Raw genomic sequence first — 18,912 nt, 5'->3', positions numbered from 1 at the left:
CAGCCCCGGCCGCGCACCCCCAGACGCGCGGCCGGGCCCGCGTTCACGCCCGCAGCACTGCGCGCCCGATGATCTCGCGCTGCTCGATGGCGGTGTGCGCGTCAGCGGCGCGCTCGAGGGGGAAGGTTCGTCCGATGGCCGGGGTGATGTGTCCGGCGGCGGCCTCCGCCAGTGCTTTGACGAGCACGTTCTTGCGCTGGTGGCGCGAGAGTTGCTCGATCTCGAGGAGCCCGGTGATGGTCACGTCGCGTCGCCGCGCTTCGTCGGCGTCGATCTCGGCGAAGTCCTCGTCGGACGCTCCGTAGGTGATGATGCGCGCGCCGTTGTCGGCGGAGTGGAACGCGGCTCGCCCGTAGGCGCCGCCGGCGCCGTCGAAGATGACGTCGACTCCGCCGGTCAGTTCGCGGACCTCCTCGACCCACTCCGGGGCGCTGTAGTCGACTGGCTCTGCACCGAGCGTGCGCACCAGGCCGAGTTTCCCCTCGCCTCGCGCAGCGCCGATGACCTGCGCCCCTGCTGCTTTGGCCAGCTGGACGATGATGGACGCGGCTCCGCCCGCCGCAGCGGTGACGAGCACCCGTTCTCCCGCGCGCACGGCCGCGTGGTCGACCAGTCGCATGGCGATGGTGGCGTCGTGCAGGAGCACCACCGCCGCCTGCTCGTCCAGTCCGTCGGGGATCAGCGCGAGCTCGGTTTCCTCGACGGCGACCAGTTCGGCGTAGGTTCCGCTGTTGTCGGTGCCGGCGACGACCTTCTTGTCCAGCCACGCCGGGTCGACGTCCGCGCCCAGCGCGACCACTTCCCCTGCGATGCCGTCTCCGGGGGTGTAGGGCGGGTTCATCTCGAAGTAGTCCTGCCCCCAACCCTGGCGGAGCCGCGTGTCGAGGAACAGCACGTCCACGGCCACCATCCGCACCAGGACCTGTCCCGGTCGTGGCACGGGATCGGCCTTCTCGATCACCGACAGGACTTCCGGTCCCCCGAATGTCGTCACTTGCACCGCACGCATGCTGATCACTCCGCTCTCGATCGACTCCTGCCCACCCTCTGACTTCGAGTTAACTGGAAGTCAAGGGCAGCGGGAGGATCAGCAGCAGTGTTCACCGCGCCAGGCTTGCCGCCCTTCGTTGACCGCGACGGCCGCGATCACCAAGCCCACCAGCGGATCGGCCCACCACCAGCCGAGAAGGCTGTTGAGGACGAGCCCCAGGAGCAGCACTCCGGACAGGTAGGTGCACAGCAGGGTCTGCTTCGAGTCGGCGACAGCGCTCGCCGATCCGAGCTCGCGCCCTGCTCGCCGTTGCGCGTAGGACAGCAGCGGCATGATCAGCAGTGAGAGGGAGGCGACCACGATGCCGGCGGTGGAGTGCTCGGCGGCCTCCGCGCCGAGCAGGCTGCGCACGGATTCGACCGTCACGTAGAGAGCCAGGGCGAAGAACGACACGGCGATCACCTTCAGCGCGGTTCGCTCGCGCGCCTCCGGGTCGGAACCGGAGAACTGCCAAGCGACCGCTGCCGCGGAGGCGACCTCGATGACCGAGTCGAGCCCGAACCCGATCAGCGCGGTGGACGACGCGGCGGCACCTGCGCTGATGGCGACGACCGCTTCGATCACGTTGTAGGAGATCGTCGCGCCCACCAGCCACCGCACCCGCCGTTGCAGCGCACGGCGTCGTGCGTCGGTGATGATGGTCGCCGTCCGCGCACAGCACTGGTCGCCGCAGGCATCCGCACCGGGTTCGGAGAACGGCTGCTGGTCGTCACACATGCCGGGCCTCGTCGTGCAGCGTCTGCGTGCCGTAGTTCGGGCAGAGGGCGACCGCGTTGCCGGTCGCGGCGAGCAGGGTTTCGGCGGCGGTCAGCAGCTCGATCAGTTCCGGCCGGGCCAGCGAGTAGAACACCTGGCGCCCTTGTGGGCGTCCGTCGACCAGTCCGCAGTCCCGAAGGCAGGCCACGTGCGCGGAGACCGTCGATTGCGCCAGCCCGAGCTGCCCCACGAGATCGGTGACCCGCGCTTCGCCTTCGGCAAGAAGCCGCACGATGGCCAGCCGCGTGCCGTCGGACAGGCCGTGGAACAGCGCCGCAGCCGCGTCCAGCTGATTTATCGCCATGCAGCGATGTTAACAACATGCGGCGATGAACTGCGAGGGCAGCGCGTCATCCGAGGCGCTGCGCCAGGGCGAGCTGGGTCAGGTAGCGCTTGGCGATCACTCCGCCGTGATCGTCGTCGATGCGGCGGCCGATGCAGTCCAGGAGCTCTTCGCGCACGTGGGCCGGAATCGCCCGGTGACCCGAGTAGGTCATCAGCAGGTCCCGGTACTGCTCGCTGGTGTAGCGGGCTTCCCACTCGTAGCAGTGGAACTCCGGCGGGCTGAAACGGGCCGAGCGGTGGAACTCCTTCGGGTCCTGCGGGATCTCGTCGGCCACCGGAAGGCGCTGCCCGGGCCCAGCGCCGGGGGCGAACCGCTCGTAGCACTGCTGGACCCGGCCGAAGAACTCCCCGCTGCCGCCGGCGACGTGGTGCGTCGAGACCACCGCGAGCGCGGCTCGCGGACGCAGCGCATCGGCGGCCTTGACCATGCGCAGCTCCGGGTCGAGCCGGTGGAACGAGGCCGCCGCCACGACCAGGTCGAACCCCACCGGCGGAAGCCGCCAGTCCTCGAACGCTTCGACCACCACGCGCACCGACAGGTACCCGGCCAGGCGACGACGGGCGATCTCAGCGAACTCCTCCTCCGGCTCGAGAGCGGTGAGCGCGAACCCGCGGGCGGCCAGCGGCACGCTCGCCTGCCCCGTGCCGCAGCCGATCTCGAGCACGCGGGCCCCTTCACCGACGGTCGCGGTGAGCAGGTCGAACAGCTGCGCCGGGTAGCTCGGCCGGCACCGGTCGTAGCGCTCGGCGAACACCGACCGCGACCGCTCCGGGTCGTTCACCGGACCAGCTCTGAACTGCAGGTCATGCGCGCAGTGTACGAACCGGCGGCCGGGTTGACAGGAAGGTTCCCATGCGCACGTCGCCGAAGAGGATCGCGGCCTTCACCCCCTCCGAGGTGCTCGTCAGCGCACGCGGTCGCCTTCGCGCCACACGGCGTGGGTGAGGGGAACCCCAGGTCGATAGGCCAGCCACGTCGTGCTCGGCGCGTCGAGCACCTGCAGGTCGGCTCGGGCACCAGGGCGCAGCACACCCACCGCGCCGTCGCCGGATTCGCGCCGCAGCGCTCGCGCCCCGCCCCAGGTGGCCGCGCGCACGGCTTCGGCCACGCTCATCCGCATCTGCAGGACCGCGGTCGTCACGCAGAAGGCCATCGACGAGGTGTAGGAGGAACCGGGGTTGCAGTTGCTGGCGAGCGCCACGGTGGCCCCGGCGTCCAGCAGCGCTCGGGCGTCCGGCAGGGGTTGGCGGGTGGACAGGTCGCACGCCGGCAGCAAGGTCGCGACCGTGTCAGAAGCGGCGAGCGCGTCGACGTCGGAAGGCTCCAGGTAGGTGCAGTGGTCGACGCTGGCCGCGCCCATGTCGACGGCCAGCCCCACTCCTGGGCCCGGCCCGAGCTGGTTGCCGTGCACTCGCAGTCCCAAGCCGCGCTTCTGGGCGGCCGCCAGCACTCGGCGCGACTGGTCGGCGTCGAAGGCCCCTTCCTCGCAGAACACGTCGCACCACCGGACGTGATCGGCGACGGCGTCGAGCATGTCCCCGCACACCAGGTCCACGTAGTCGGCCGCGTCGGTTCCCGGCGGGACGAGGTGGGCCCCGAGGAAGGTGACCTCGTCGGCGACGGTGGCCGCGATCTTGGCGGCCCGCAGCTCGTCCTCGACGGTCAGCCCGTACCCGGTCTTGGTCTCGAGGCAGGTGGTGCCCTGGGCGGCGGCCTCGTCGACGTGACGGCGCAGGTTGGCGGCGAGTTCGGCGTCCGCGGCCTGCCTGGTGGCGTTGACCGTCACCGCGATCCCACCCGCCTGGTAGGGCAGGCCGGACATGCGGGCGGCGAACTCGGCGGTGCGGTCGCCAGCGAAGACGAGGTGGGTGTGGCTGTCCACCCAGCCGGGCAGGACGGCCCGGCCCTCGACGTCGACGTGCTCGTCCGCCTCGGGCGCGGATCCGGTGTGACCGACCCAGGCGATCCGGTCTCCATCGATGACCAGCGCCGCGTCGGCGAGCGTGCCGAGCGCGTCGTCGTTGGTCGTGAGTTCACCGATTCCAGTGATAACAGTGGCTGTCATCGTTGCCTAATTCCTCAAGATCGAAGTGCTGTGATGGATTCGCGCAGCTCACGCGCGATGTCGATGGTGGTGTGAGCCCCGTCGACGACGACGGTCCTGCCGTCGGTGACGACCTCGCGGACGTCGTCGGCGCGAGCCACCGCCGGAACGGCCTGGGGTGCGACACCGGCCAGGCGCGGTGTGCCGAGGTCGATCGAGACGAAGTCGGCGCGGGCTCCCACTTCGAGCCGCCCCGCGTCGGGACGCCCGATGGCGGAGTGCGCCGTGGCCATCGCGAGCAGCTCCCCCGGCGCGTGGTGGCCGCGGGTCTCGTTCGCCAACCGCTGGTAGGCCTCCACGGCTTGCGCCTCGGCGAGGACGTCGATGACCGAGTGCCCGTCGCTGCCCAGCGACAGAGGACTTCCCGCCACCTGCAGGGCCGCGGCGGGACCGATCCCGTCGGCCAGGTCCGCCTCGGTCGTCGGGCACAAGCACACCCCGGTTCCGCTGCCGCCCAGCAGTGCGACGTCCCCGGCCGAGAGGTGCGTGGCGTGAACGGCGGTGACGTCCTCACCCACAGCGCCGCGCTCGGCGAGCAGCTGCACCGGGGTACGACCGTGGGCGGCCAGGCACGCCTCGTTCTCCGCGCGCTGCTCGGACACGTGGAGGTGCAGGGGAACCTTCCTGTCACGCGCCCACGCGGCGACCTCCCCGATCGCCTCGGCCGGCACCGCGCGAACCGAGTGCACCGCGGCACCCAGCACCACCTCGTGGGCGGTGAAGGACTCCGCGCGTTCGCTCCACCGGGCCGCATCGACGTCGGAGAACCGCTGCTGGACCTCGTCGAGCTCCCGGCCGAAACCGCCTGCGAGGTAGCAGGTGTCCAGCAGCGTCAGCCGGATCCCGGCGTCGTGGGCGGCCTGCGCCAGCGCGTGGCTCATCGCGTTCGGGTCGCGGTAGCGGGCGCCGCCGGGCGCGTGGTGCAGGTAGTGGAACTCGCCGACACCGGTGATTCCGGCCCGCACCATCTCCGCGTAGACGCCCCGCGCGAGCAGGTAGTAGCTGTCCGGGTCGAGCCTCGCCGCGACCCGGTACATCGCTTCCCGCCAGGTCCAGAACGTGCCGCGCGCGGTGTCACCGCGCAGCGCGCGGTGGAAGGCGTGCGAGTGCGCGTTGGCCAAGCCCGGCAGCACCATGCCGGCAAGCCTGCGCGCACCACCGGGCGCTTCAGCTCGCCGCACCGCGGTGATCCGGCCGGACTCGACCTCGAACAGCACGTCCTGGCATGGACCTTCGGGCAACCACGCCCATTCGCACCAGAACATCCCCTCACCCCGCCAGGTCAGCCAGGACGCGGGCCAAGGCATGGGAACCTTCCTCGCAGTCCTCCTCGGTCGCGTGTTCTTCGGGTGCGTGGCTGATGCCGGTCGGGTTGCGGACGAACAGCATCGCGGTCGGTTTCTCCGCTGCGAGCACCCCGGCGTCGTGGCCGGCGCCGGTGGGCAGGGCTGGGGCGTCGTCGAGGACACCGCGCAGCCGATCGCGCAGCGCGGCGTCGAAGTGCACGGTGTCGCCGAAGGACTCTTCGACGACCTCCACCTGACAGCCTTCTCGCGCTGCGAATTCCCGTGCCCGCTCGGTCAGTTCGTCGACCATGCGCCGCGCGCCGCTGGGGGCGCGGGCGTCGAGGTGGACGTCCACCTCGGAGGCGATGACGTTGGTGCCGCCCGGGGTCGGCACCAGCCTGCCGACCGTCGCCCGGCCGTCGGGGGTCGCCGCGGCGGTGCCGCGGGCGGCGAGGACGAGTTGCGCGGCGGGGAGCATGGGATCGTTGCGGTCATCGATGAGGGTCGCGCCGGCGTGGTTGCCCTGGCCGCTGAACCGGAACCGCCACCTGCCGTGACCGAGGATCGAATCGGCGATCGCGACGGGCCGTCCCAGGTCGATGAGTCCCTTGCCCTGCTCGACGTGCAGTTCCACGAACGTTCCGATGCGCGCCATCGCGGTGTCGTCCCGGCCGATGCGGGCGGGGTCCGCGCCGAACGAACCCATCGCTTCGGCGAGGGTGCGGCCGTCGGCGTCGCGCAGGTTGCGCGCGTGATCCGGGCGGATGGTTCCCGTCATCAGCCGCGACCCGAGGCACGGCACGCCGAAGCGACCGCCCTCCTCCTCGGCGAAGACCACCACGGCCATCGGTGTGCGCGGCTGGAAACCGCGTGCCCGCAGGAGGTCCACCGCTTCGAGCGCGCTGACCACGCCGAGTGGTCCGTCGAAGGCCCCACCGCCGGGCACCGAGTCGAGGTGACTGCCGGTGACGACCGCACCTGGGCCCGGCTCTCCCCGCCAGGCCCAGATGTTGGTGTTGGCGTCGGTTTCCACCGCGAGACCGCGGTTCTCGGCCTGCTCGACGAACCATTCGCGCAGCTGACGTTCGGCGTCGTCGAAGACGTGCCGCGAGTAGCCGCCGCGCCGCCGGTCCGCGCCGATCCCGGCGATGGCGTCCAGCCCGCTCATCGGCTCACCAGCGGAGTCCGCACGCCGCGCTGCGCGGCGACCTCTTCGGCTCGTTCGTAGCCGGCGTCGACGTGCCGGATCACGCCCATTCCCGGGTCGTTGGTGAGCACTCGTTCGAGCTTCTTCGCGGCCAGCTCGGTGCCGTCGGCGACCGTGACCTGACCGGCGTGCAGGGAACGTCCCATGCCGACCCCGCCACCGTGGTGGAGGGACACCCACGTCGCGCCGGACGCGGTGTTGACCAGGGCGTTGAGCAGCGGCCAGTCGGCGACGGCGTCGGAGGAGTCGGCCATCGCCTCGGTCTCGCGGTAGGGGGAGGCGACCGATCCGCAGTCGAGGTGGTCGCGGCCGAGGACGACGGGGGCGGCGAGCTCGCCGGAAGCGACCATCTCGTTGAACCGCAGGCCGGCTTCGGCGCGCTCGCCGTAGCCGAGCCAGCAGATCCGGGCGGGAAGACCGTGGAAGGGAACCTTCCTGTCAGCCAACCGCAGCCAGCGGGCGAGGTGTTCGTCGTCGCCGAAGAGCTCCAGCACCGCCTCGTCGGTCTTGGCGATGTCGGCCGGGTCGCCGGAGAGCGCAGCCCAGCGGAAGGGCCCCCTCCCTTCGCAGAACAGCGGGCGGATGTAGGCGGGGACGAAGCCCGGGTAGGCGAACGCCCGGTCGTACCCGGCGAGCTGGGCTTCACCGCGCAGCGAGTTGCCGTAGTCGAAGACCTCGGCGCCTGCGTCGAGGAAGCCCACCATCGCCTCGACATGCTGGGCCATCGATTCGCGTGCCCGGGTGGTGAACTCGTCGGGTTTGCGGGCGGCGTAGTCGCTCCAGTCGGCCAGGTCCACGTCCAGCGGCAGGTACGACAGCGGGTCGTGGGCGGAGGTCTGGTCGGTGACGATGTCCGCGGGCACGCCGCGTCGCAGCATTTCGGGGAGCAGCTGCGCGGCGTTGCCGATGACCGCCACCGAGTGGGCGCGGCGTTCCCGCCTCGCGGTGACGGCCTTGTCGATGGCCTCGTCCAGGGAGTCGGCGACCTCGTCCAGGTAGCCCTGGCGGGCGCGGCGGTGGGCGCGTTCCGGGTCGCACTCCACAACGAGCGCGGCACCTTCGTTCATGGTGATCGCCAGCGGCTGGGCGCCGCCCATGCCGCCGAGTCCGGCGGTAATGGTGAGCGTTCCGGCGAGGGTTCCGCCGAAGCGCTTGGCCGCGATGGCGCCGAAGGTCTCGTAGGTGCCTTGCAGGATCCCTTGGGTGCCGATGTAGATCCAGGAGCCCGCGGTCATCTGGCCGTACATCATCAGGCCGAGTTCGTCGAGGCGCCGGAACTCCGACCAGTTCGCCCAGTCGCCGACGAGGTTGGAGTTGGCGATGAGCACGCGCGGGGCCCATTCGTGGGTCTGCAGCACGCCGACGGGCTTGCCGGACTGCACCAGCAGCGTCTCGTCCTCGCCGAGCGTGGTCAGTTCCCGCACGATCGCCTGGTAGCAGGCCCAGTTGCGGGCGGCTTTGCCGGTTCCGCCGTAGACGACGAGGTCCTGCGGGCGTTCAGCGACGTCGGGGTCGAGGTTGTTCTGCAGCATCCGCAGCGGTGCCTCGGTGCTCCAGCTGCGCGCGGTCAGCGTCGTGCCGCGTGGGGCGCGCACGTCGGTCATCGATCCCTCCCTGCTTCGGCGGCAGCGATGGCTTCACCGCTGCGGACGAGTTCTTCGGCGGCGGCGATCTCGGGGGCCACGTGCCGGTCCGGTCCTGGACCGGGCACGTGGTGGCGCAGCAGGTCGCGGGCAGCGCCGGTGGCCGGCCCGGGGTTCAGGGGCGCGCGCAGGTCGAGGGCTCGGGCGGCGGTGAGCAGCTCGATGGCCAGCACGGTGGTGAGGCCCTCGACGGCGCGGCGGAGCTTGCGCGCGGCGGACCAGCCCAGGGACACGTGGTCTTCCTGCATGGCGCTGGTGGGGATGGAGTCCACCGAGGCCGGCACGGCGAGGCGTTTGAGCTCGGAGGCAATCCCGGCCTGCGTGTAGTGGGCGATCATGTGCCCGGAGTCGACTCCGGGGTCGTCGGCGAGGAACGCCGGGAGGCCGTGGGAGCGGGCGACGTCGAGCATCCGGTCGGTGCGCCGTTCGCAGATGCCGGCCATGTCGGCCAGCGCGATGGCCAGGAAGTCCAGCACGTATCCCAGCGGTGCGCCGTGGAAGTTCCCGTTGGACTCGATGCGCCCGTCGGGCAGCACCACGGGGTTGTCGATGGCGGCCGCGAGTTCGCGGTCGGCGACGGTCTCGGCGTGCGCGACGGTGTCGCGGGCGGCTCCGTGCACCTGGGGTGCGCAGCGCAGCGAGTAGGCGTCCTGGACTCGCGGGCAGTCGGGCCCGCGGTGGCTGGCGACGATCGGCGAGTGCGCGAGGAAGGCGGCCATCCTCGCGGCGGAGACGGCTTGGCCGGGGTGGGGGCGGAGGGCCTGCAGGTCGGCGGCGAAGGGCCGGTCGGTGCCGAGCAGGGCCTCGACGCTCATCGCCGCGGTGAGGTCGGCGACGTCGATGAGGGCGTTGATGTCGCGCAGGGCGAGCACGAGCATGCCGAGCATGCCGTCGGTGCCGTTGGTGAGGGCGAGGCCTTCTTTCTCCGCGAGCACGACCGGTTCGATCCCGGCCTCGGCGAGCGCTTCGGCGGCGGGGCGGCGGGCGCCGGTGGCGTCGAGGACGTCGCCTTCACCGGTGAGCGCGAGGGCTGCGGCGGCGAGCGGGGCGAGGTCACCGGAGCAGCCGAGGGAGCCGTGCTCGTGCACGAGGGGAACGATCCCGGCGTTGAGCATCGCGGTCAGGGCGTGGGCTGTTTCGGGTCGCACGCCGGTGTGACCGGTGGCGATGGTGTGCAGGCGGAGCAGCATCTGGGCGCGCACGACTTCCGGTTCGACGACGTCGCCTGCGCCTGCCGCGTGGGAGCGGACGAAGGACTGCTGCAAAGCCGCCCTTCGCTCACCGGGGATGTGGCGCACGGCCAGGGCGCCGAAGCCGGTGGAGACCCCGTAGACGGGTCGTTCTTCGGCTGCCAGCGCCTCGATGTGCCTGCGGGTGGCGCTGATGCCCTGCTCAGCGAGTTCGCTGAGCCGCACGGTGGTCCCGCCGCGCGCGACCGAGACGACGTCCGCGCGCGACAGCGGCTGGGGACCGACGACCATCTCGTTGTGCATGGATCCATCTCAACGCGCTGAAGCTCCTGGCAGAAGCCCTGATGGAGGGACTTCGTCTGAGATGCAAGACTTCGTGCGTGGGCAGCAGCGATGTGCCCGCGCTGCGGCGCGGGCTGGCGATCCTGCGGGCGCTGGCCGGGCACGCCGGGCCGGTGTCGGCGGGCGTGCTGGCACGCGAGCTGGATCTGCCGAGGTCGACGACGTACCACTTGCTGGCCGAGCTGGTCGCGGCCGGTTTCGTGGTGCACCTGCCGGAGGAGCGCCGCTACGGGCTGGGGGTGACGGCGTTCGAGCTGGGCTCGGCCTACCTGCGCCACGATCCGCTGGAGCGTCTGGCGGGACCGGTCCTGCGACGCCTGGTGGACCGGGTGGGGCGCGCGGCGCAGCTGGGCGTGCTGCACGGTGCCGAGCTGCTCTACCTGGTCAAGGAGCGCCCTTCGCAGCCGCAAACGCTGGTCACCGATGTCGGTGTCCGGTTGCCCGCGCAGCTCCCGGCGTCGGGACGGGCGATGTTGGCGCACCTGCCGGCGGCGCAGGTGCGAGCGATGTTCCCTTCCTCCGAGCACTTCGTGCTGCGCACCGAACGCGGCCCTCGCAACCTGCCGGAGTTGCGTCGGCTGCTGGCCGAGGAGCGCCGCCGGGGCTGGGCGGTGGAGGACGGTTTCGTCACGCCGGGGTTCGCCTCGGTCGCGTGCCCGGCGTTCGATCACACGGCGCGGCCCATCGCCGCCATCGGGGTCACCTTCCGCCACTCGTGCGACGCCCCCGGCTGCGGTGCGACGTGGCCGGGTTTGGCGGAGGACGTCGGCAACGCTGCCGCCGAGCTCACCACCCGGATCAGCGGCCGCACCGCTTGACCGGCCGCCGCCGGGGCGGCCGGTCGAGCGGGCGTCAGAGTCCGGCGGTGGCGATGAATTCCTTGGCCACGTCGGCGGGGTTGGCCTTGTCGACCTCGAGGCGCTTGTTGAGCTCGGTGAGCTTCTCGGTGGTCAGCGCCCGGGAAACCTTGTTGACGGCCTCGGCTTGGGGTGGGGTGAGCTTGCCCTTGCCCGCCAGCGGGACGACGTTCTGCGCGGGGAACATGTTCTTCGGGTCGTCGAGCTTCACCAGGTCGTTGGTGCTGATCTGCGAGGAGGTGGTGAACAGGTTCGCGGCCTGGATCTCCCCGGAGGTCAGGGCGTTGACGGTGATCGTGCCGGCTTCGACGCTGCGGATCTCCTTGAAGGTGCAGCCGTAGTCCTGGGCGATCTTGGCTTCCCACCGCGACTTCCACTCGGCTGGGGCGCCGAGGACGATCTCGCCGCAGCGCGGTCCGAGCTCGGCCATCGAGCGCAGGCCGGTGTCCGCGGTGGCCCTGGTGACGGTGAGCACGTCTGAGTCCTCGGCCGGGGACTGCTCGAGCAGTTCCATGCCGGGTGCGACCTTGCCGCTGAGCTGGTCGTAGACCTGCTGCGATTCGGTGGCCGACGAGGCCGGGTCGAGGAATTCCAGCAGGTTGCCGCTGTATTCGGGGACGAGCGTGAGTTCACCGTTGCGGACGGCGTTGACGTAGAACTCGCGGGCGCCGATGCGCGGTCTGGTCTGCACGTCGGCGCCGGTGGTCTTGAGCGCTTCGGCGTAGATGTGCATGAGCAGCTCGCTCTCGGCGAAGTCCGCCGAGCCGATGACGACCTGACCGCCTTGGGCCTTGTTGGCCTCCAGCGGGTCTTGCGAGCCGCAGCCGGTCAGCATCACTGCCGCGGCGGCGGCCAGGGCCAGCAGTCGCTTCATCGATCTTTACCTCCTCGTCGGGCGGCCAGGACCAGACCGCGTGGCACCACGAGCCGGGTCAGCCCGGCCAACGCCAAGTCCAACAGGACGGCCAGGACCGCGATGACGATCGCGGCGGAGGCCATCTGCGCGTAGTCGCTGATCTTCAGCCCGTCGAGCAGGATCCTCCCGAGCCCGCCCAGGCCGACGTAGGCGGCGACGGCCGCGGTGGCCACGACCTGCAGCATCGCGCTGCGGATGCCGCCGAGCACGAGCGGCAGCGCGGTCGGCAGCTCCACCTGCCACAGCACTTGGACGGGCCGCATGCCCATTCCCCTGGCGGCGTCGACGGCGTCGGCGGGCGCGTTGCGCACGCCCGCGTAGGCACCGGAGAGGATCGCCGGGATCGCGAGGATCACCAGGCCGGCGAGCGCGGGCGTGACGCCGAGTCCGAACCCGAGCACCAGCAGCGTGACCACGCCGAGCGTGGGCAGGGCCCGCATCGCGTTGCTGAAACCGACCACGAGCACCGATCCGCGCCCGGTGTGTCCGATGTAGACGCCGAGCGGGATGGCGATCAGCGCTGCGACGACGACGGAGAGCACGCAGTAGGAGAGGTGCAGCAGCGTCTGCGCGGGGATCCCGTCCGGGCCGCTCCAGTGCGCGGGATCGCTCAACCACGCGATCAGCTCGCCGATCATCGCCGCGCCCACGGGGTCGCGAGCCGCCACAGCAGCACGAGCAGCAGGTCCACCACCAGGGCCAGCAGCAGGGTCAGCACGATGCCGACGAGGATCTGCTGCGGGTAGTCGCGCTGGAACCCGTCGGTGAAAAGGCGTCCGAGCCCGCCGATTCCGACCAGGGCGCCGACGCTGACGAGGCTGATGTTGCTCACCGACGCCACCCGCACAGCTGCTGCCAGCACCGGCACCGCCAGCGGGAGCTCGACCGCGAGCAGGCGTCGCCCGGGCCGGTACCCGATGGCGGTGGCGGCGGCGACGATGTGGCCGGGAACGGAGTCCAGCGCGTCGCGCACCGGCCGCACCAGCAGCGCCGCGGTGTAGAGGGTCAGCGCGATGATGACGTTGAGCGGCGACAGCAGCGGGGTTCCCATCAGCCCGGGCAGGATCACGAACAGCGCCAGGGAAGGAATGGTGTAGAAGACGTTCGCGACGTTCTGCAGGGTTTCGCGCAGCCAGCCGACGCGTTGCGCGAGACGCCCCAGCGGCAGCGCCAGCAGCACGCCGAGCAGCAGCGGGAGCAGCGACAGGTACACGTGTTCGCCGAGCTGGGTGATCATCAGTTCGCGGTTGCTGGGGGACCCGAAGAAGTCGATCACGGTGCCGCCCGGTGTCCGTCCAGCAGCGACAGCACCTCGTCGGCGGTGACGACGCCGACCGCGCCTCCGTCGGAGTTGACGACGACGCCGAGCCCGGAGGGTGCCGACAGCGCGGCGTCCAGAGCGCCGCGGAGGTTCCCGTGCTCGACGTGCAGCGAGCCGCCGGCCACGAGCGTCCCCTCGTCGAGGGCTCCGTCGGAGCCGGTGCCTGGGGGCAGCCAGCCGCGCGGACGGTCCCCTTCATCCACCGCCAGTCGCCACTGGTCGTCGGATGGGACCCTTTCTCCCACTCGCACGGTCGGCACCGGGTGCGGCCGCAGTCGTGCGGAGTCCACGAAGGACAGGCGGCGGTAGCCGCGGTCGCGGCCGACGAAGGACGTCACGAAGTCGTCGGCGGGTGAGGCCAGCAGGTCGTCGGGGCGCGCGTACTGCGCGAGGTGTCCGCCTTGCCGCAGCACCGCGACCTTCTCGCCGAGCTTGATGGCCTCGTCGATGTCGTGGGTGACGAACAGGACGGTCTTTCCCAGCTCGTCCTGCAGCCGCAGCAGCTCGTCCTGCAGTCCTTCGCGGACGACGGGGTCGACGGCGCTGAAGGGTTCGTCCATCAGCAGCACCGGCGGGTCGGCCGCCAGCGCCCGCGCGACGCCGACGCGCTGCTGCTGGCCGCCGGAAAGCTGAGCCGGGTACCGCTTGCCGAGCTCCGCGGGCAGGCCGACCAGGTCCAGGAGGTCGCCGGCGCGGTTCCTCGCCGCGCGGCGGGTTTCGCCCGCCAGCAGCGGGACGGTGGCGATGTTGTCCAGCACCGTCCGATGCGGGAACAGCCCGGCCTGCTGGATGACGTAGCCGATCCCCCGGCGCAGCTGCGCGGGGTCGCGGTCGCGCACGTCGGTGCCATTGACGGCGACGGTGCCCGAGGAGGGATCGATCATGTGGTTGACCATCCGCATGAGGGTGGTCTTGCCGCAGCCGGACGGCCCCACCAGCACGGTGATGGTCCCCGTCGCCACGGACAAGCTCAGCTCTTCGACGGCGACAGTGCCGTTCGGGTACTGCTTTCGGACGGACTGGAACTCGATCAAGCGAGCCCCCTCTCGCGCGGGTCCCCCAAACCCGGCCGACCCTAGCCGGAGGGTTCCCTTCCCGCGATCCACTGAGATCGATGCGTGATCTGCTCCCATGATGCGGGAACTCGCTGCACGTTGAACCATTCACGGGAACGCGAACGCGACCGTCACGGCTTTCCCGCACCGATTAGGCTTTGCACTCCCATGAACAACGCCCAGTCCTCCGCTCCGATCGAAGCCATCCGCGAACTCCACGCCGAGTACGGCCTGCTGGGTCACCACGTGCGTCGTGTGCTGGCCGAACTCGCCGCGGGCCCGCGTTCGCTGGACGAGCTGGTCCGGCGCACCGGGGTGTCGCGCCGGACCGTCGAGCGGGTGCTCGCCGCGGCCGGTGAAGACCTCGACGAGCAGGCCGGAGCGCACCGCATCAAGGACTCCTCCCTCCCGCTCTACCGGCAGGAGATGTCCCTCGACGAGCTGCCTGCCGCGCGGACCGGGGACGACCTCGACGTGGAAGCGCTGGAGGTGATGGGCGGTTTCATCGCGTCCGGGCCGCGCCCGGAGTCGGCGCTGGACCACGTCACGGCCACGCCGGAAACAGCGCTGCGGCGCGCGATGTGGTTGCGCGACAACTACGAGCTGGCCGGCAACAAGGTGCTCTGCCTCGGCGACCACGACCTGACGTCGCTGGCCTTGTCGCTGGTGGTGCCGTCGGCGGAGGTGCGCGTCGTGGACCTCGACGAGCGGATCCTCCGGCACATTGACGACGTCGCCGCCGAGCGCGGCTTCGACATCGGCACCACCCACGCCGACCTGCGGTTCGGGTTGCCGCCGACGTTGGAGAGCTGGGCGGACGCGGTGTTCACCGACCCGCCCTACACCCCGGAGGGCGTCGGGCTGTTCTCCACGAGGGCCGCCGAATGCCTGGCTCCGGGCCACAGCCGGATGTTCCTCGCCTACGGCTACAGCCCGCGGACACCGGCGCTGGGGTTGAAGGTCCAGCAGGAGCTGCTGCGGCTGGGCTTCGTGTTCGAGGCGATCCTGCCGCAGTTCAACCGCTACTACGGGGCGCAGGCGATCGGCAGCGCCAGCGACCTGTACGTGTGCCAGCCGAGCGCGCACACCCGCAAGCTGGCGCTGCGCCAGGACCAGGCGATCTACACACACGGCCCGCAGTCGGTGGAGGCCTCCGGTGACGTGCCGGCGGCCTTGCCGGAGGCCGCGGCTGAGCGCCTCGGCTCCCCGGTGGCCGAGCTGCGCAGGGCTGGCTGGGCGCGGCCGATGCGCGAGAGCGGGCCGGTGGCGTTCGACCTCCGCGCGGATCCGGGGCCGTGGTTGGTGCGGATGCTGCTGGCCTGCAACGCGACGAAGGTGGCCTTCGTGCTGGGCAACAACCACCCGGACATCACCAACGAGCGCGCCCAATCGGAGCTGCGCGAGCTCGTGGCGGCCAAGTACGAGTTGAAGCTGCACCGCAGCACCCCGGACGGCAAGCACGCGATCGTGGTCGCCGAGCGCTCCGGCGCCGAGTCGGCGACCGGCTTCCTGCTGGAACGGGTTCACGGCAAGCTGGGCAACGTCTGGCGGGAAGCCCTCATCGCGCAGAGCGAGGACCTCACCAAGCGCCAGGCGCGCGAGGAGGTCGCCGAACTCGCACCGCACCCGCGGGACCTGGAGCTGCGGCTGATCGACCTCCCCCGGCACCGCATCGCCGACGTCGTGCGCGCGATGCGCTGATCACCGCTGGCTACGGGACGGTGAGCGGCCCGGCCGCCAGCATCTCGCGGAACTTCGGCGCGGGGATCGCCCCGGAGAACAACCAGCCCTGGTAGGACTCGACGCCGACGCCGCGCAGCAGCCGGAACTGGGTGGCGTCCTCGACGCCTTCGGCGACGCACTGCCGGTCCATCGCGTAGGCCATGTCGACCACGGCGCGGGCGACGGCGAAGTCGGAGGCGTCGCCGCCGACCCCGGCGACAAACCGCCGGTCGACCTTGATGATCTGCGCGGGGAGGTCCTTGAGCCGGGCCAGCGACGAGTACCCGGTTCCGAAGTCGTCGACGGCGAACCGCACGCCGCGGGAGACGAGTTCGCCCATCTCGTGCCGGGTGCGGGAGGGCAGGTCGACCAGCGAGGTCTCCACCAGCTCCAGGATCACCCGGTCCCACGAGATGCCGGTCTCGGCGACGATGTCGGCAACGGAGTCGACGAAGTCGGGGGCGCCGGGCACCAGGCCCGCCAGGTTCACGGCGATGCTGACGGGACGGCCGTTGCGCACCGGCCAGGACGCGGCTTCGCGCAGCGCGGTGCGCAGCACCCAGCGGTCGAGTTCGCGCAGCAGGTCCCCTTGCTCGGCGACCGGCAGGAACGCGTCGGGCGAGAGCATGCCGCGTTCGGGGTGCGGCCAGCGGATCAGCGCCTCGGCGCTGACCACGCTGCCTTCGGCGTCGACGACGGGCTGGTAGTGCAGGGCGAGTCCGTCGTTGCTCAGCGCTTCCCGCAGCTGGCCTTCGAGGTGCAGCTGGCGGTCGGCGGCGGCCATCAGCGCGGGGCTGGCCAGCGAGACCTTGCCGGTGCCGCGCCGCTTCGCTTCGAACATGGCGGCGTCGGCGAAGCGCAGGAGGTCTTCTCCGCCTGCGCCGGAACCGTTGGGCACGGCCGCGCCGATCGAGGACGAGACCCGGACCAGCTGGCCGTGCACGGGCACGGCGGTGCGCAGCAGCGCCGAGACGCGGGTGGCGAGCTGGTCGACCCCACCGCTGGCTTCGACGTCGGAGCAGATGATGACGAACTCGTCGCCGGACAGCCGCGCGGCCGTGCAGCCTTCGGGAAGGCCGCCTTCGAGCCGCCGAGCCAGCGCGACCAGCAGTTCGTCGCCGGCGTCGTGGCCGAGGGAGTCGTTGACCCGCTTGAAGTTGTCGATGTCGCAGAACAGCACCGCGATGCCGGGCGAGTCGGCTCGTCCCAGCAGGCGGCCGAGCAGGTCCTTCACGGCGGTGCGGTTGGGCAGTCCGGTCAGGTCGTCGTGGGTGGCCTGGTAGCGCAGGGCTTCGGCGGCGCGGCGGCGCTCGGTGATGTCCTGGAACACCACCAGCCAGAACTCGGTGCCGTCGTCCTGCACGGAGCTGGAGGTGTGCAGCTCGCAGTAGACGGGTTCGCCGTCGGCTCGCACCATGACCCGCTGGGGCGCGCGGCGGCGGATCCCGGAGTGCTCGTCCGGCGCGGGCAGGCTGGGGTCGACTTCGTCGGGGTGGGTGATGTCGCGGATGCTGAGCCCGCGCATCTGGTCGAGCCGGTATCCGAGCAGGTCGCAGAGGGCTTCGTTGGCGTTGACGAGCCGCTCGGAGCGGTCGAAGAGCCCGATGCCCACGGGCGTGATGTTGACCAGGTCGGAGAAGCGCTGGCTGGAGCGTTCCATCCGGGTGACCACGGCGCGCTGCTCGGTGACGTCCTGGGCGGTGCCGACGAAGAGGTCCCTGCCGTCGGCGTCGGCGATCTTGGTGCCGTGCATGCGCAGGATGCGGGTGGTGCCGTCGGAACGCAGGTAGCGGTGCTCGATCTCGACGGGATCACCGCCCTCGATCAGCGGTCGCCACGCCTGCCGCACCCATTCGCGGTCGTCGGGATGGACCCGGTCGAGGTAGCGGTCGAAGGTGCCCGCGGTGCTGACGGGCTGGCCGAGGATCTCGTGGAGCATGCTCGACAGCCGCATGACGTTGGTGCGCGGATCGACTTCCCAGGTGCCGAGCCGGGCGATGCGTTGCGCGTCCTGCAGCCGGCGGCGCTCGTCGCGCAGCTGCCGTTCGAGGGCGCGGTGTTCGGTGACGTCCTGGACGGTGCCCTGCACCCGCACGATCTGCCCGGCGCGGTCGTACTCGGCGCGCCCGGTGCACAGGAAGACGCGGGTGCCGTGCAGGTTGCGCAGTTCTGTTTCGAGCAGTTCACCCTCGGCGGCGGTGAGCACGTCGGTGTAGAACTGGGCGGCGCGTTCGCGGTCGTCGGGGTGGGTGGTGGAGATCATCGCCGTGATGTCGTCGGCGTGCTCGGCACCGCCCGCGCCGAGGAAGTCCGCGAGCAGCGGGCTTCGGTAGATGACGCCGGTGTCGGGGTAGTAGACCCAGCTGGCGACCTTGGCGAGGCGCTGGGCGTCGATGAGCCAGTAGCGCTCTTCGGAGTCGTGCGGCCCGGCCGTGGTGTCCGGTTCGGCCTCTGCCTCGGCCAGGTCGGAGATGTCGACGAGCAACGTGACCTGCAGCGTTTCGTCGTCGGGGTGCGGCCAGGTCTGCAGCCGCACGGGGGCCCGGTCGGCCGGGCCGAGCAGCCAGGTCTCGCGGCCCCGGCGTTCGATGAGGTCGGCGAGCTTGCTGCCGACGAGGGCACCGGGGTCGGTGTGCCCGGCGAGTGTCGCCGCCTGCTCGGTGGCGGCGATGACCAGGCCGTCTTCGGCGCTCAGCAGCACCGGCGCGTCCGGGAGCGCCACGTGCGGGTGCTGCACGCGCGCTCGGGTGCCGGCCAGGCCGAGACCGCCGGATGCCGAAGACATCCGGGTCCGCTCGCTCCGCTCGGTCAACTGCACCCCTCCTGCGTTGCAGCCGCGCAACGGCCGTCGATGACGGCCCCGATGGCCCACCACCGAGTGATACGCGCCACAGCGGGTTGTGTCGCAGACCCTACCGGTCCACGCACAGGCGGTACCGCCGTGGTGCCGGGCCCTGAGGCCGGTTCCCTAAAGAGGTGACAGCCTTCGCCCGACATGATGACGCCGACTTCCGAAATCTTTTTGGACCGAGTCCGGACGCCATCGACGAGTGGGGGGGGGGGGGGCCCCCCGGGCAAGACCCGCCCCCCACCAAGCCCGTGGGGGAACAACAACC

16 protein-coding genes are annotated in these 18,912 nt (G+C 71.3%); 2 read left to right on the top strand and 14 right to left on the bottom strand.

Going from position 1 to position 18,912, the window contains the following annotated elements; all coding sequences use genetic code 11:
* Positions 1–43: 43 nt before the first annotated feature.
* The 9 genes from R4I43_RS12430 to hutH form a co-directional block, all read right to left on the bottom strand.
* On the bottom strand, positions 44–1,009 hold the full coding sequence (locus R4I43_RS12430; RefSeq protein WP_324265744.1) for a zinc-binding dehydrogenase: 966 nt from the start codon (positions 1,007–1,009) through the stop codon (positions 44–46).
* Positions 1,010–1,087: 78 nt separating this feature from the next.
* A complete protein-coding gene (locus tag R4I43_RS12425) occupies positions 1,088–1,768 on the bottom strand; it encodes a cation transporter (RefSeq protein ID WP_324265743.1) in 681 nt (226 codons plus the stop codon).
* A complete protein-coding gene (locus tag R4I43_RS12420) occupies positions 1,761–2,111 on the bottom strand; it encodes an ArsR/SmtB family transcription factor (protein ID WP_324265742.1) in 351 nt (116 codons plus the stop codon). The genes R4I43_RS12425 and R4I43_RS12420 overlap by 8 nt, the downstream gene beginning before the upstream one ends.
* Positions 2,112–2,157: 46 nt before the next feature.
* Positions 2,158–2,934, bottom strand: coding sequence for a class I SAM-dependent methyltransferase (locus tag R4I43_RS12415; RefSeq protein ID WP_324265741.1), 777 nt, complete (start codon positions 2,932–2,934; stop codon positions 2,158–2,160).
* A 123-nt stretch (positions 2,935–3,057) separates the two neighbouring features.
* On the bottom strand, positions 3,058–4,218 hold the full coding sequence (hutI, locus tag R4I43_RS12410) for an imidazolonepropionase (RefSeq protein WP_324265740.1): 1,161 nt from the start codon (positions 4,216–4,218) through the stop codon (positions 3,058–3,060).
* A gap of 14 nt (positions 4,219–4,232) precedes the next feature.
* Positions 4,233–5,564: a formimidoylglutamate deiminase gene (locus tag R4I43_RS12405; RefSeq protein ID WP_324265739.1), complete on the bottom strand. Its 1,332-nt coding sequence runs from the start codon at positions 5,562–5,564 to the stop codon at positions 4,233–4,235.
* Complete coding sequence (locus R4I43_RS12400) at positions 5,527–6,711, bottom strand: allantoate amidohydrolase (protein WP_324265738.1); 1,185 nt, start codon at positions 6,709–6,711, stop codon at positions 5,527–5,529. The genes R4I43_RS12405 and R4I43_RS12400 overlap by 38 nt, the downstream gene beginning before the upstream one ends.
* A complete protein-coding gene (gene hutU / locus R4I43_RS12395) occupies positions 6,708–8,354 on the bottom strand; it encodes a urocanate hydratase (RefSeq protein ID WP_324265737.1) in 1,647 nt (548 codons plus the stop codon). The genes R4I43_RS12400 and hutU overlap by 4 nt, the downstream gene beginning before the upstream one ends.
* Positions 8,351–9,886 (bottom strand): histidine ammonia-lyase, encoded by a 1,536-nt coding sequence (gene hutH / locus R4I43_RS12390; protein WP_324265736.1) that lies wholly within the window; start codon positions 9,884–9,886, stop codon positions 8,351–8,353. The genes hutU and hutH overlap by 4 nt, the downstream gene beginning before the upstream one ends.
* Positions 9,887–9,963: 77 nt before the next feature.
* On the opposite strand from hutH, the gene R4I43_RS12385 reads away from it, so the two are divergent.
* Complete coding sequence (locus tag R4I43_RS12385) at positions 9,964–10,743, top strand: IclR family transcriptional regulator (RefSeq protein ID WP_324265735.1); 780 nt, start codon at positions 9,964–9,966, stop codon at positions 10,741–10,743.
* 34 nt (positions 10,744–10,777) lie between these two features.
* On the opposite strand, the gene R4I43_RS12380 is transcribed toward R4I43_RS12385, so the two are convergent.
* From R4I43_RS12380 to R4I43_RS12365, 4 genes are read right to left on the bottom strand one after another with little or no spacing between them, the layout of a single operon-like run.
* Positions 10,778–11,656, bottom strand: a complete 879-nt coding sequence (locus R4I43_RS12380) for an ABC transporter substrate-binding protein (RefSeq protein ID WP_324265734.1) — start codon at positions 11,654–11,656, stop codon at positions 10,778–10,780.
* Positions 11,653–12,336, bottom strand: a complete 684-nt coding sequence (locus R4I43_RS12375; protein ID WP_324265887.1) for an ABC transporter permease — start codon at positions 12,334–12,336, stop codon at positions 11,653–11,655. Before R4I43_RS12375 ends, R4I43_RS12380 begins: the two co-directional genes overlap by 4 nt.
* A complete protein-coding gene (locus R4I43_RS12370) occupies positions 12,333–12,935 on the bottom strand; it encodes an ABC transporter permease (protein ID WP_324265886.1) in 603 nt (200 codons plus the stop codon). Before R4I43_RS12370 ends, R4I43_RS12375 begins: the two co-directional genes overlap by 4 nt.
* Before the next feature lie 35 nt (positions 12,936–12,970).
* Complete coding sequence (locus R4I43_RS12365; protein ID WP_324265733.1) at positions 12,971–14,053, bottom strand: ABC transporter ATP-binding protein; 1,083 nt, start codon at positions 14,051–14,053, stop codon at positions 12,971–12,973.
* A 189-nt stretch (positions 14,054–14,242) separates the two neighbouring features.
* Here R4I43_RS12365 and R4I43_RS12360 point away from each other — a divergent pair, with 189 nt between their 5' ends.
* Positions 14,243–15,775, top strand: a complete 1,533-nt coding sequence (locus tag R4I43_RS12360) for a bis-aminopropyl spermidine synthase family protein (protein WP_324265732.1) — start codon at positions 14,243–14,245, stop codon at positions 15,773–15,775.
* Positions 15,776–15,785: 10 nt separating this feature from the next.
* Here the strand turns inward: R4I43_RS12360 and R4I43_RS12355 are convergent, their stop codons facing one another.
* Entirely contained in the window at positions 15,786–18,614 is a 2,829-nt protein-coding gene (locus R4I43_RS12355; RefSeq protein ID WP_324265731.1) for a sensor domain-containing protein, read from the bottom strand.
* Positions 18,615–18,912: the final 298 nt, after the last annotated feature.

It is taken from the genome of Saccharopolyspora mangrovi (assembly GCF_035320975.1).
GTDB classification, from domain to species: Bacteria; Actinomycetota; Actinomycetes; order Mycobacteriales; family Pseudonocardiaceae; genus Saccharopolyspora; species Saccharopolyspora mangrovi.
This window is presented reverse-complemented; position numbering and strand designations above follow the sequence as displayed.

Excerpts from the sequence above, each read along its gene's own strand:
- R4I43_RS12430 (WP_324265744.1), bottom strand. The coding sequence starts at position 1,009 with ATGCGTGCGGTGCAAGTGACGACATTCGGGGGACCGGAAGTCCTGTCG.
- R4I43_RS12425 (WP_324265743.1), bottom strand. The coding sequence starts at position 1,768 with ATGTGTGACGACCAGCAGCCGTTCTCCGAACCCGGTGCGGATGCCTGC.
- R4I43_RS12420 (WP_324265742.1), bottom strand. The coding sequence starts at position 2,111 with ATGGCGATAAATCAGCTGGACGCGGCTGCGGCGCTGTTCCACGGCCTG.
- hutI (WP_324265740.1), bottom strand. The coding sequence starts at position 4,218 with ATGACAGCCACTGTTATCACTGGAATCGGTGAACTCACGACCAACGAC.
- R4I43_RS12405 (WP_324265739.1), bottom strand. The coding sequence starts at position 5,564 with ATGCCTTGGCCCGCGTCCTGGCTGACCTGGCGGGGTGAGGGGATGTTC.
- R4I43_RS12400 (WP_324265738.1), bottom strand. The coding sequence starts at position 6,711 with ATGAGCGGGCTGGACGCCATCGCCGGGATCGGCGCGGACCGGCGGCGC.
- hutU (WP_324265737.1), bottom strand. The coding sequence starts at position 8,354 with ATGACCGACGTGCGCGCCCCACGCGGCACGACGCTGACCGCGCGCAGC.
- hutH (WP_324265736.1), bottom strand. The coding sequence starts at position 9,886 with ATGCACAACGAGATGGTCGTCGGTCCCCAGCCGCTGTCGCGCGCGGAC.
- R4I43_RS12380 (WP_324265734.1), bottom strand. The coding sequence starts at position 11,656 with ATGAAGCGACTGCTGGCCCTGGCCGCCGCCGCGGCAGTGATGCTGACC.
- R4I43_RS12375 (WP_324265887.1), bottom strand. The coding sequence starts at position 12,336 with ATGATCGGCGAGCTGATCGCGTGGTTGAGCGATCCCGCGCACTGGAGC.
- R4I43_RS12370 (WP_324265886.1), bottom strand. The coding sequence starts at position 12,935 with ATGATCACCCAGCTCGGCGAACACGTGTACCTGTCGCTGCTCCCGCTG.
- R4I43_RS12360 (WP_324265732.1), top strand. The coding sequence starts at position 14,243 with ATGAACAACGCCCAGTCCTCCGCTCCGATCGAAGCCATCCGCGAACTC.